A 12,577-nucleotide genomic window follows, 5' to 3' on the forward strand; every position below is an offset into this window, starting at 1 on the left:
TCTGCTCGGTCCAAAAATTATAGATGCCCATCGTCGGTTTGCAAGAATTCGCGCAGAACGTATGGCAGCGAATCTTTGATGTTTGGATGCCGATAGCGCTGTCTTCAGTGAGTAACAAGCGGTTGATCGATTGCTTCACCGGTTACAGGTATGTCATGTTCAGACGAACAGCTGACGTGCCGCCCATGCGGGATTTCGAGCCGTCAGACGAACTACCGGTAGGTCTGGTGCATTGATGAACTTATCGTTTGCGGTGACCTACCAGGACAGCTCTCTTCAGCACAGCACCCAGTAAAAGATGGCATAAGCCATTTTGTGAGGACTCCGTGTGGCTTGTATTCCGATCCCCTTAAGTCAGATCTATGAACGACGATGGTGGCAGCGCAAACCGATTGCGGTACCAAGAGGGACCGCCGCCAGAAGAGGATTTCGCATTGGACTGCCAGCTAACAATATGATGATATCGACAAAAACACGTACCGATTCCGATGGATGATGGCGCGACGGGTATAGCTGGTATAACTGAACACTTCCCTCTCCCCATGTGCGCCCACCACCATAGGGGTGGCCGGACAAACAACTCCGTTGATTTCCGCGTAGACGAAAGGAGGGCGCTCACGCTCATGCCGCTCAGATACGAAACATCGCTCAGCGTCGCAATCGTGCTGCCGAAATCCTGCTGCAGTTGCGCCAGAGATGACGAGCCCGCGCTCGAACCTCGGTTCACCACAAGCATTGGCGTCGTGGTCGTCACCTCCATTGCGTAGCGGATCGAGCCGGCGGACGTCGCGGAGGTGTCCCCCGTAAGCGTATGCCCAACGCCGCCAATGACATCATTGGCAACGCTACCGACTGGCTGTCCGGAAATGTCGGTCGAAGTCAATGTAGCCTGCAGCACTCCCGGTGATCCACCAAGGCCGAACATGAAACCGTTCACGCTTTGTGCCGCTAACTGCATGTCGTTGCCTGGATACAGCGTTCTGAAGGCCGCGGAACTCGTCACCAACGACATCTGTGTCAAGGTTGCGACGTACTGACCAATAGCCGCGCTGGTCTGTTCGTTGAATACCGTTCTGCTAACACTGGCGAGGGACAGTTAACTTCGCTAAAGCGCCCGAGAATAGCCGTTGCAGCTACACAGTGTTGCTCGAGGACAGCCTCTGGTTCGCACTCCTTGTGAGTCTGGAGACGGACCGGTCACCAGCCAATGACGACGCTTTCGTCGCCTTCACGCAAGCCCTCCAGACAAGCACTACTTAATATCTCATCAACCGGGGTAAGCGACGAGGCGAACTCTCGCGATACAGTTTCCCCGAAAGCCGCCGTCGGCATTTCAAACGCTTGACCGCTTTCCCACGCGGGCTTGTTCCCCCCGGCGAGTCGGTGTGTAGGTTGTACCGGGTCTTACCCACGGCATGACGGTCGCGGCCAAGGAGGCGGCTGTGTTGCGCGAGGTGCTCAAGGCGCACGCTTCGAATTACGACCCACTCGACGGCGTCATCGTGGATACAAGGTGTCCATCATGCTTGAAGAATTGGGCGTACCTTACGATCTCGCCGCAAGCGTCGAACCTTATGATGCGCTAAACCTTTGACCTGCGAGATGTCGATCAAAACCTGCTTGCGCGCAGACGGAAAATGAGGTCATCGAACGAATGCTCTCCCGATAATGCGGCCTGCGAAGGTCTCTTTGGTCTGCTCAAGACGCAACTGTTCTATCCTCGTGACTGACGGCTACGACCGTTGATCAATTCATCGAAGGTAGTTGGCTCTTATCCAGTAGTACGACGCAAAGTGTATCGAGATCTAACTCGGTTCTCTCAGCCCACTTGAATACCGCGAGAGTCTTGAAATCACGGCGTAAGCCACTCCAGGATTTTAGCCGTCCTGCGTCACGATTCCTTGCAAATCAACAAGTTACGCTCTGCCTGGGCAGGAGCAACCGAGACACCGGCCAGCCGATGGATTAGCTATTTTCGCGAACGATTTGAGCCGTCAGCAAAACGTGTTGCTGGATAAGGCGAACAGCCTCTTCAACGTTTCTCGCGAGCGCCGCGTCCACCATGAGCTTGTGTTCATTTTCGCGCGGCAATACCACGGCATGCCGTGACAAATTACGGTATCGTTCGGCGTGGTCGAAAAGATGCATGCACGCGTCGATCATCCATTCTGACCCACATCCGGAAAACAGCGCCTTGTGAAATTCGCGGTGGGGACGGTCATATAGCGGGTTTACGACTCGAGGGTTCTCTGAACTATACCGATGGACTTTGGAAAGTCGATGATAGCTGAGAAGGACGCGCTCTTCCCATTCGTCGTCACCCCGCAGCACGGCTTCGCGCATGGCAACTTCCGATGTCCAGGCTCGCGCCTGCGCCAGATCCATAAGGCTTTTGGTACTGACGGGTGCTACCGCGAACCCCTTCTGATTTGAATAAACCACCAGCGCTTCGGCTGCCAGTCGACTAAGCGCCTCGCGGATAGGAATGGGGCCGCAGCCATATCGCTTGCTGATATCGTTCAGGCGCAGCTTGAATCCGGGAGGCAGTCCACAGGAAATAATGTCCACGCGAAGCCGCTCATATATGGCTCCAGCGGCGGTCTGCAGACCGAGACTTCCCGGTGTCCTAGCTTCGGCGTCGGCATTTTTGGAGCGATGGTTTTCGACAACTTCCTTCATATGTAACGTAGAACCCAGCGAGCGTCAGCTGACTATTTTTACACAGCAGCTCTTTATATACAAATTGATTTGTGAAGTCAGATATATATACTTTGTGGCGCAAGCTGTTTCCAAGAACCATGTAGAAACCGGACGGCCTGTTGGTCCCCATCGTCCCGAGTCGCTCGGACCAGAAAACTGCGACCTGGGGGCTAGTTCGGCGTAGCTGACGGCGAAAGCGTGAAGACTAAAGATCATCGCCTCCGTCGAGTCGCCCATGGGCTACCTGGTCAGCAAGTGCGTTGTAAGGAAACGGCAGATGTGCTGGATACGGTGTAGTACGTGCCAGCTACTTCAAACTCTCGTGCAGGTTCTGAACGGTGACTTGCTCGACATGTTCGAACGATGGTTTGCGAGGAACACGGCACCGGCGCAGGCGAACCCGAGGGAGGTCGCATAAAACTCCCCCTACGTCCTCCTGCTCTCCCAACAAGGGCGCCTGTAGTGGCCGTTCCTGACGAGGAGATTGAAGGAAAGAGTTAGAGGCGAATCGGGACTGCTGATCGACCACGTAAGGAGCACCGGGTCGAACAAGTCCAACATTCCATTTGCGAAAAAAGCGGATAAAGCGAAGCCTGTAGGCCCATGTTGAGAGTTCACTATCGCCTGTTGAAAAACTGATCATGACTACAATCTCTAAACATAACCAGCTTATTACGTTGATCAACGTATTCACCGTCGAGCCGTCCCGGCAACAGGAACTCCTCGATTTGCTTGACCGTGCAACCCAGATCGTGCGCCTGGAGCCCGGATTCATCTCATCAAGCCTTCACCGGGGCATAGATGGCAACAAGGTCACCATGTACGCGCAGTGGCGAAGTGTTGAGGCCTATCGGGCGATGCGTGAGAATCCCACCCCTTTAAGCTACTTTGAGCAGGCAGCAGCATTCACGGAATTCGAGACCGCAGTGTACGAGGTCGTCGAAACATATTCCCCCCCAGCCGGAGAGGCGTAGGGCGATCGGCGCACGAACGTGGGTAGAGAGAAGCTTCGTCGCCATAGCGTGTAGAAGTGACTTACAGAAATAGGCCCAATGCCCCTTCGGGGACGCGCGAAGCGGACCGGGGCGAAACTCGTTGTCGTCCGCGGGGGCCAGCTGACGAGCTTTGTTCTCATTTATTTGTCGCTGTGGTAAGTCTGCGATAAGTGCACCCCGTCACCGCACCGCGTTCGCACTACTGCTCCTGCGCCACGCGCAACACCGAGTGCGGATCGTTCACCATCTCCTCGAAACAGTCGGCAGTCAACCAGCGTTGCGTCTTCTGATAGACCCGTTCCCACGGCGCAAAGCTGATAGACAGCATTTGCGCGCCGGCTCGCACCCTCCAGCGCAGCGCGTCGAACACCACGCACAATTCGTATCGGCGTGGCGGCGCGTCTTCGTTCATCTGTGTCGGGCACGGAGCAACAAAACTCCATTTCTCATTCGAAACATGCGTTGGGTATCGCTTGCGACCTGGCATCCCGCCAGGTTACCAGGTCTGGCCAAGAATGTTCAACCCGCTTCAGGTATCCCGGTGTAAGGGCCGAGATGGCCTGCGCCTCTGCATTAACGCCGAAAGCAGGCGTATACGACCATACGTAACTCGTATCGCTGAACCGTGTGAGGTTCGCATAGCCGATATTGTTCAGCAGTGGCGCCCATCCGCCGCCGAGCCACTAAAAAAAGTGACGCATCCCGATATTTACACCGTACGTAGTCCCCGGTATTTCGGTAAGAATATCTTTGTACGTCAACGACAGGCCGGTGTCCATTGCTCCGTGGTTGTCGACACGTCCGAATTGCAAATAGACGGACGTGCGTCTCGAGAGGAAGTAGGTTGTACCCACCGCTGCCAATAGTGAGTGATTGGCGGTATCGTTGCGGTCACTAGTTACCCAAACGCCGCCGTTCAATTCAAGATCCGATCGGGCAAAGTAATCGACTCCCCCACCATAAACGTTCGAGTTAAATGCACCGGCCACCTTGTAATTGGTGAACGACACCTTGGTGGTCAGTGCCCCAAACCTGTACGCTACGCCTAGCATGCGACCCGTGAATTCTATATCGGTGGGAATAGGCGTGACCGCACCACCTGCATTGCTATCGTAGATCGCGGCGTCAACCATGAACGAGCCGTTGTCATATTTGAGGCCGCCCGACCACTGCCGTCCCGCTGAAAAATCACCGGCGACGCCGCCCGGAGCAAACATCACAGTGCCTGTGAGGCCAGCCAGGTTTGGGGTGGTGTACAACACAGCATTAGAGCTGATCATGCTTGTAAAGCGGACGTTGTTGTCATACGGCAAAATGGAGCTGCCAAACGTCGAGTGCCGTGGATCCAGATCGACCGCGGCTTGAAAGAATGGCGAGTGTTGTACGCCGAGCCTGATTTTGCCGAAATTGCCCTCGAGTCCGATCCATGCCTGGCGCCCCAGGAAATAGCCGTTCGAACTGACAATGCCTCCAGTGACCGTGCTGATCCCGCTTTCAAGATCAAATTCGGCCTTCATGCCGCCACCAAGATCCTCGCTCCCTCTCAGTCCGAAAACCGAAGGACCGAGGCCTCCATTATCAATCGCGAACGTAGGGCCGGCATTTTTCCCTGTCGAACCTGGGGTCCTGTTTGCATACAGGAACCCTGCGTCGAGCATGCCATAGAGCGTGACGCTACTTTGCGCGTGCGCGACACCAATTGGCACAAGAATCGCATTGACCACAACACACTTCCACATCGAGCGAAAAGATGATCTCACCCTGTCTCCTGCATAGTTAGTACTATTAATTTATTAAATTTATATTTTTTTCATTGCACTCAACACTTCATTCGGGCAAGTCGCTGCGCCGGTTAAGTTCATGCCGATCTGGTATGGCGGTCGCTTGATACGGGTAAGAACAACGTCATTTTCGTAACGCTTTACGCCGCTATGCTGCCTGGCCGGCGAACGTACGCCTGTAGCTCAGGTGCAGGCTGCCGGCGCCAGCAGGAGCACCTCCCCAACCTGTTCGGAAGAATCAGGCTTTCCGGATTCGAAGCATGACAAGGGCGCCCATGAAGGACGCGATTGCGAGCAGAAATAACCCATACTCTGGCCGCCCGCTTATCTCGCGCAGCCAGCCAATGCCAAAAGGGAAAACGTATCCACCCGCATTTCCTATCATCGAAATCATGCCGATACCGGCGGCGGCAGCCGTGCCCGACAGGATGCTCCCAGGCACGACGAACAGCACCGCATTCGCGCTGATCAAGCCAGCCGCAGCAAGCGTCAGACCGATCAGCGACAGCACCGGAATATGTGCAAACGCGCCGCTGAGCAGGAGGCCACTCGATCCGATTATGGCCGTGCAGGCTACGTGCCATCGTCGCTCGTTTACGCGGTCTGAATGCCGGCCGACAAAGATCATCGTCAACGCCGCGAAACCGAATGGGATGGCAGTTATCAGACCTGTGTGGAGCAAGCTGGCAACTCCGAGTTCGCGAATAATTTGCGGCAACCAGAAAGCAAGTCCGTAGATGCCGCCGATCTGAGTAAAATTCACGCAAGCCAGAGCCCAAACATCTAGATCCCTAAAGGCGTGCCCAAGTTTGTGGCCCATGCCAAGAGCATCCCGCGCAGCGCGCTCCTGAACTAGCGTGTCGATGACACGTTCTCGTTCGTTAGCCGTCAGCCATCGCGCTTTCGCCGGACCGTCATCAAGAAAGAAAATCGTTGCGATGCCAGCCATGACAGCTGGGATTCCCTCGATCAGAAACAACCATTGCCAGCCATGCAGGCCACCCTGTCTGTCTAATGTCTGCATCAACCATCCGGAGAAAGGACCTCCGATTACGCCAGCGAGTGCGATGCCCAGGAGAAAATAACTGATCGCCTGAGAGCGCTGACGAGTGGGAAACCAATATGTCAGGTACAGAATGATCCCTGGGAAAAAGCCTGCCTCCGCAACGCCAAGCAACACTCGCATCACATAAAATTCCACTGGCGATGTAACGAACATCATGCCTGCGGACACCAGCCCCCAGAGGAGCATGATTCGTGCAATCCATATTCGCGCGCCCACACGCGCGAGAATAAGATTACTCGGGATTTCACAGATACAGTAAGCGACAAAGAAAACGCCAGCGCCAAAACCGTAGGCAGCATCGCTTAGTCCAATGTCGGAGGCCATACGCAGTTTTGCAAAACCGATGTTGACCCGATCCAGAAACGAGATCACGTATAGCAGGATCATGAATGGCAGTAACCGGCTGGCTATCTTGTTATATAGTCGCCACTCTGATTCATCGCCGAACCCTGCACGCGCTAAAAGATTCACTGTCTCCTCCACTGCTTCTTATAATCGCGTGCGCAAGCACGCGCTGACTTTGCACGCCGCGAGCGGCGCCAAGAGTCACAGGATCATGCTGTCATCCAATGGCATTGAGCGATTTCGCGCCGACGCTGTACGGCTCGGCATCAATCAGTACAAAAGCGATCACGCACGGCTCGGTACCCCGGTTTATCCAATCGTGAATCGTGCCGCGTTGAACCAGCACATCGCCGGCCTTCAGGTGAACCTCGACGCCATCCACATCCATATCGATCTCTCCAGATATCACCACGGCGTAGTCGATCGAGTCCGTACGATGGTTTCGCGGTTTGACACCCGGTGCATATTCGATGACGCGGAACACCGTACCGTTGGAATGACTGGTTGCTACCTTGCGTTTGGCACCGTCGAAGTCGTCGTTGTTATCGATCGGGAAGCCTTCGGTAGTCCAGATGACGGTAGCCTGTGCCCCTTCGCGCAACGAAGCGACATTTTTCACAAGCTCGTCGATGGCGACAACTGCTTTTCCGTTGGCATCGTGACCGGTCACAACGCGGCGCACAGAGAGTGTCATAGCTGCTCTTCTCGTATATTAGGTAAGGTGATTTTCACATTCGCGACTGCAACGACGATGGGGCACACGTGTTGTGGGCGACCAGATCGTGGACCGTCAAGCGGCGGTGGCGATGAGATTACGCAACAGCCCCAGCCCCGCAACCTCTGTTTCCAGAACATCTCCAGGCTTCATAAATTCCGGAGGCGTACGGGCATGTCCCACGCCCGGTGGCGTACCGGTAGCAATCACATCGCCCGGTTCAAGCGTAAGTCCATGAGATAGCTCCGCAATGATCCTCGGAATCTTGAAGTACATGTGACGTGTGTTCGACGTCTGCTTGCTCTCACCGTTCACTCGACTGGAGAGATCGAGACTCTCAGGATCGATCTCATCTGCGCTGGTAATCCAGGGGCCCATGGGGCAGGTTCCATCGATGCTCTTTCCCTTGAACCATTGCTGCCCATGCCGACGTTGAACGTCGCGCCACGTCACGTCATTGAGTACCGTATAGCCGAAGACATACTCCATCGCGTTAGCTTCCGGGATGTCGCGGCCCGCGCGACCAACGACTACAGCGAGCTCGACTTCCCAGTCCAACTGGGCCGACAAACCGCCGAAGAAGGGTATCGGGTCAAACGGCCCAATCACCGTTGTCGGAGCCTTGGTAAAAAATGTCGGAAACGCAGGCATTTCTTTCACGTGCGGACGGATCTTTGCGCCTTCCTCGAAATGATCCTGGTAGTTCCAGCCGACACAAAAGATGTTCTTACGAGGCCGTGGAATAGGCGCGTTCACCTGCACGTCGGCAAGCAAAAAATCCGTCGAGGCATGGTTGACAATAGTCCGGATCACATCCAATCCTGGTTGACCCGCTGAGATGACCGAAATCATGTCCCTCGAGTCGAAAGGCGTCTCGAGACCCAATTCAGCGGCCGACCTTCCGATGTCGACCACGCGCCTGTCGGCGTCTCGTAGTGCTCCGACGCGGCTCGCCTGGTCTCCGGTGGTCGCAAAAGTAAGGAGTCGCATTGATATCTCTGTAAAAGTAAAATTTGAACCTATTTAGCTATGATACATATCTTTTCAACAAATCATATATTTTTTTGGTCGGCACATTGCCTGCATGTCGGAAAACGGTCACCTTGATGCCAGACCATGCGGCGACAATCGCCGACATGAAGCACATCCGGTTTCCGCCTGATACGATCAGCCGCGCGGTGCGGCCGTACTACCGCTTGCTGCCGAGCCTGCACATGGTCGAAGAACTGCTGGCCGCGCGGCATCCCACCCATGTACGAGACCAAGCGAAGTCGGTCGGTAAAGTTTGACCTGGACATTGCTCGACGTATCCGGCCCGCCGCACCGACACGAGGAGACGAAGTGGCACCTGGATGGAAGTCGTCACGATCAATGTCAGGAGGCACCGGTTGTGGCGCACGGTGGACCTGCATGGCGCCATGTTCGACGTGCTGATGCCGAGGTGGAGCGACCAACTCGGCCAGGCGCCTTATGCGCGAGCTGCTCAGGAAGCACGGGCGCACATCGCGGGTGTTGATCCCGCTTCAGATCAACGCGTCGCCAGCAACGTTTTCGCTTCGGTGCATGATCAGGTCACCAACCTCTTTCGGCATTGCATTGCCATTACCACACCGACGCAAAGCAAAAGCAGACGCTCCGAGGCGAGGTCTTCGAGGCGAAGGAAAGCTTGACGGGAGCGCCGATGCTGGGGCAATTGGCTCATTAAATAGGCATCCTCAAGCGCGGCGTGCCAAGGGCGTGCCGTTCGACAACTTGACACCACCTCTCTGCCTCATCGACAAAAATCGCGCTCAATCCGATGGAGCGCCCCTGAGAGGCTAGCTAGGATTTGCGCAGTGCGGCCGCGGCTGCGTGAATAGCCTCTCGAATCTGAATGTAGGTTCCACACCGACAAATGTTGCCGTTCATCGCATGGTCGATATCCTGATCAGAAGGTCGGGTGTTTTTCATTAGCAATGCCATCGCGCTCATCATTTGTCCCGACTGGCAGTATCCGCATTGCGGTACTTCATGCTCGAGCCATGCCTTCTGAATTTCCCTGCCGATAACGCTCGCGCCCATCGCCTCCACCGTTGTGATCTCGTTGTCCTCAACTGCCGAAACGGGAATGCAGCAGGAACGAACTGCCTCTCCGTTCAGATGTATGGTGCAAGCTCCGCATAACCCAAGTCCGCAGCCAAAACGCGTTCCCGTCATGTCGAGCTCGTCACGAAGCACCCAAAGAACCGGGGTTTCAGGCGAGGCCGTTACCGGTTGTGTTCGTCCGTTGATCCTAAGCTTGTGCATAAAATTTTTGCCACGCTATCTGGTGAAAACGACGGGATGGTTGAATGCTCAGCTTCAAACCCGTGGAACCGACGATGCGCAAACACGGTTTGCGAACAGTCGATCAGTCAAGCACTCATTCAGGCTAAGACGTAGCCTGCTCCTTCTCCTTAGCCCATCCATCCGACTCGTCGCAAGGAACCTGCGACTGCGACTTCGTTTCATGCGCCTACAAACCGCAACTGAACGGTGTTGCGAGCCAAGCGGACCAGAACGGCAGGGCGCAAAGCTCCTTGTGGGCGGAGTCCTTCTCTCATGACCAGCGGAACATCAGAGCTACCGCGCGCGTCGCATTTACAGCAATCTTAGGCAAATAATATATATTTTTCAATAAAACAAAATTTGATATATGATTGGCACATTGCGCGGGGGAACTTGATGGAGTTCGAATGGCGGCCGGGCAGAGTGGCGAAGTTGTGCAGCGACATGAGGGACGCCGGCAAAGGGACCGATATGAACAACAAGGGCGAAGGCATTTCGCGGCGGGGCTTTATCTTTGGAATCAGTGCTGCGGTTGGCGGTCTTGTCCTTACAGGCTTGCCTTCGCTCGCGGAGAGTACAGGGGTGGTGCAATCGCCATTGCTCACAAATGCCCCTGGCTCAGAGGTAGGGATCTGGGTTGTGATAGACGGTGAGACCACGACGATTCGTGTTGCGCGATCGGAGATGGGTCAAGGGAATTTCACGGCGTTACCGATGCTGGTAGCTGAAGAACTCGACTGTGACTGGAGTCATGTGACGGCCGAATATGTGTTGCCCGAAGCAAACCTTGCGGATGGTCACGCATGGGGCGACATGATGACTGCATCAAGCGCGTCCATCCGTATGTCTCACCTCTATCTGCGTAAGGCGGGTGCTCAGGCGCGTCATATGTTAGTGGACGAAGCCGCGGCGCGTTGGAAAGTCAGCGCGTTGGAGTGCACGGCACGCGACAGTGTCGTAACTCACGCTGCTAGTGGGCGTTCATTGACCTACGGGGAACTCGCGGAAAACGCAGCGCGGCGTCCTGTTCCACAAGAAGTGACGCTAAAAGACCCGAACCTATGGCGACTGATCGGGACACCGGTGAAACGGCTGGACCTCGAAGACAAAGTATTGGCGAAACCGATCTTCGCGACCGACGTGCGTCTTCCCGACATGCTTTACGCAACGGTTACCGCATGCCCAACTCTCGGCGGACGACTCAAAGATTTCGACGCGTCAAAGACGTTGGTCATGCCTGGCGTACGTCATGTGGTGCCGGTTGGGGATACAGCCGTCGCCATAGTCGCCGACTCGTGGTGGCAGGCCCACCATGCGCTTGATACGCTGTTGGTCCGATGGGACGCTGGCCCTGCTGCGGCGCTATCCAACGAATCCATCCGTGAGATTTTCCTGAAGGGTCTTGACGATCCGCATCCTGCAGTTGCCCAAAGGATCGGCAACGTGGACGAAGTCCTCGCAAATGCTACCAATGTAATACACGCCGATTATGAGGTTCCATATCTCGCACACACCACGATGGAGCCCCAAACCTGCACTGCTCACGTAACTCCCGAATTCGCCGAAGTTTGGGCGCCTACCCAGAATGGCGATGGGACGCTGCAAGTCGTAGCACACACACTCAAGATTGATCCGTCCCGCGTCAAGATTCACAAATGCCATCTTGGCGGCGGATTCGGGCGCCGCGGAGTATCTCAAGATTGGGCTCAACAGGCAGTCTTGATTGCCAGGGCTGTAGGTAAACCGGTGAAAATGCTATGGACCCGGGAAGAAGATGTCAGGCATGACTACTACCGCCCCATGTCCATTGCCCGACATGTAGCAGGATTCGACAGGAATGGGAAACTTCTCGCATGGAAAGTGCGGCTGTCGTGTACGTCTATTCTGGCCAACCTTATGCCCTCTCGGCTGAGGCATGGACAGGACTTCGACATGATGGGGGCATTTCTACCGGGTGACATGAGCTACCACATCCCCAATTTTGAAGTCGGCTACGCAATGCGGCAGTTGCCGATCCCAGTGGGCTTTTGGCGAGGTGTCAATCATAGTCAGAACGGATTTTTTAGAGAGTCATTCGTTGATGAGATGGCGCATGCAAGTGGCCAGGATCCCTACGCTTTCCGGCGTGAGTTACTCGCGCATAGCCCGCGCTCGCTTGCCGTTGTGGATGAGGTAGCGACTCGCGCTCAGTGGGGGCACACTAAAGCCGGCACATACCAGGGAATGGCACTCGTCGAATGCTACGACTCAGTCTGCGCTCACGTCGTCGACCTATCGATCGATGACGAAGGACAGGTGAAAGTACATCGCGTCGTATGTGCGCTTGATTGCGGATATGTCGTGAACCCAAGCATCGTCAAAAAGCAACTACAGGGCGCCGTCGCATATGCGCTTAGTGCTGTGCTTTGGGGTCAGGTAACGATCAAAAATGGCGAGGTACAGCAGTCTAACTTCCACGACTATCCGGCGCTTCGGATCAGCGAGATGCCCGCGGTCGAAACCTATCTCATCCCAAGTGGCAACAAGTACATTGATCGCTGGGGAGGTGTTGGCGAGCCGGGTACGCCACCCGTCGCACCTGCCGTCGTTAATGCGATTTTCGCCGCAACCGGTAAGCGTATTCGACTGTTGCCGCTTGCCGGCCAAAAGCTGGTGTAGACGCTGCTCT

At 55.3% G+C, this 12,577-nt stretch carries 10 protein-coding genes and 2 pseudogenes; 5 read left to right on the forward strand and 7 right to left on the reverse strand.

Translation table 11 applies throughout. From position 1 onward, the window contains the following. Positions 1-1,649: 1,649 nt before the first annotated feature. Positions 1,650-1,809: pseudogene (locus tag P3T24_RS29625) on the forward strand (IS3 family transposase); the annotation flags it as partial. Positions 1,810-1,965: 156 nt separating this feature from the next. Here P3T24_RS29625 and P3T24_RS29630 read toward each other — a convergent pair. Further along, positions 1,966-2,679 (reverse strand): GntR family transcriptional regulator, encoded by a 714-nt coding sequence (locus P3T24_RS29630; protein WP_074267492.1) that lies wholly within the window; start codon positions 2,677-2,679, stop codon positions 1,966-1,968. Positions 2,680-3,341: 662 nt separating this feature from the next. Here P3T24_RS29630 and P3T24_RS29635 point away from each other — a divergent pair. After that, entirely contained in the window at positions 3,342-3,674 is a 333-nt protein-coding gene (locus P3T24_RS29635) for an antibiotic biosynthesis monooxygenase family protein (protein ID WP_074296386.1), read from the forward strand. 223 nt (positions 3,675-3,897) lie between these two features. Here P3T24_RS29635 and P3T24_RS29640 read toward each other — a convergent pair. From P3T24_RS29640 to P3T24_RS29660, 5 genes and pseudogenes are all read right to left on the reverse strand, one after another. Beyond that, positions 3,898-4,182: pseudogene (locus P3T24_RS29640) on the reverse strand (IS5 family transposase); the annotation flags it as partial. Positions 4,183-4,378: 196 nt separating this feature from the next. Then, positions 4,379-5,434: a porin gene (locus P3T24_RS29645; RefSeq protein ID WP_074267489.1), complete on the reverse strand. Its 1,056-nt coding sequence runs from the start codon at positions 5,432-5,434 to the stop codon at positions 4,379-4,381. Positions 5,435-5,714: 280 nt separating this feature from the next. Continuing rightward, entirely contained in the window at positions 5,715-7,013 is a 1,299-nt protein-coding gene (locus P3T24_RS29650) for an MFS transporter (RefSeq protein ID WP_074267488.1), read from the reverse strand. A 91-nt stretch (positions 7,014-7,104) separates the two neighbouring features. Further along, the gene (locus P3T24_RS29655; RefSeq protein WP_217272835.1) at positions 7,105-7,569 is read right to left on the reverse strand and encodes a cupin domain-containing protein; all 465 of its coding nucleotides are present in this window, start codon (positions 7,567-7,569) and stop codon (positions 7,105-7,107) included. 108 nt (positions 7,570-7,677) lie between these two features. Continuing rightward, positions 7,678-8,454 (reverse strand): fumarylacetoacetate hydrolase family protein, encoded by a 777-nt coding sequence (locus P3T24_RS29660; RefSeq protein WP_253190080.1) that lies wholly within the window; start codon positions 8,452-8,454, stop codon positions 7,678-7,680. Positions 8,455-8,615: 161 nt separating this feature from the next. Between P3T24_RS29660 and P3T24_RS29665 the strand changes: the two genes are divergently transcribed. Both P3T24_RS29665 and P3T24_RS29670 read left to right on the forward strand, forming a co-directional pair. Continuing rightward, positions 8,616-8,891: a hypothetical protein gene (locus P3T24_RS29665; RefSeq protein ID WP_429440211.1), complete on the forward strand. Its 276-nt coding sequence runs from the start codon at positions 8,616-8,618 to the stop codon at positions 8,889-8,891. Between the two features lie 63 nt (positions 8,892-8,954). Then, positions 8,955-9,272, forward strand: a complete 318-nt coding sequence (locus tag P3T24_RS29670) for a hypothetical protein (protein ID WP_074267484.1) — start codon at positions 8,955-8,957, stop codon at positions 9,270-9,272. Between the two features lie 151 nt (positions 9,273-9,423). Here the strand turns inward: P3T24_RS29670 and P3T24_RS29675 are convergent, their stop codons facing one another. Next, a complete protein-coding gene (locus tag P3T24_RS29675; RefSeq protein ID WP_074267483.1) occupies positions 9,424-9,888 on the reverse strand; it encodes a (2Fe-2S)-binding protein in 465 nt (154 codons plus the stop codon). 492 nt (positions 9,889-10,380) lie between these two features. On the opposite strand from P3T24_RS29675, the gene P3T24_RS29680 reads away from it, so the two are divergent. Beyond that, on the forward strand, positions 10,381-12,567 hold the full coding sequence (locus P3T24_RS29680) for a molybdopterin cofactor-binding domain-containing protein (protein WP_429440212.1): 2,187 nt from the start codon (positions 10,381-10,383) through the stop codon (positions 12,565-12,567). Positions 12,568-12,577: the final 10 nt, after the last annotated feature.

This window comes from Paraburkholderia sp. GAS33, assembly GCF_050436645.1.
Lineage (GTDB): Bacteria > Pseudomonadota > Gammaproteobacteria > Burkholderiales > Burkholderiaceae > Paraburkholderia > Paraburkholderia phenazinium_B.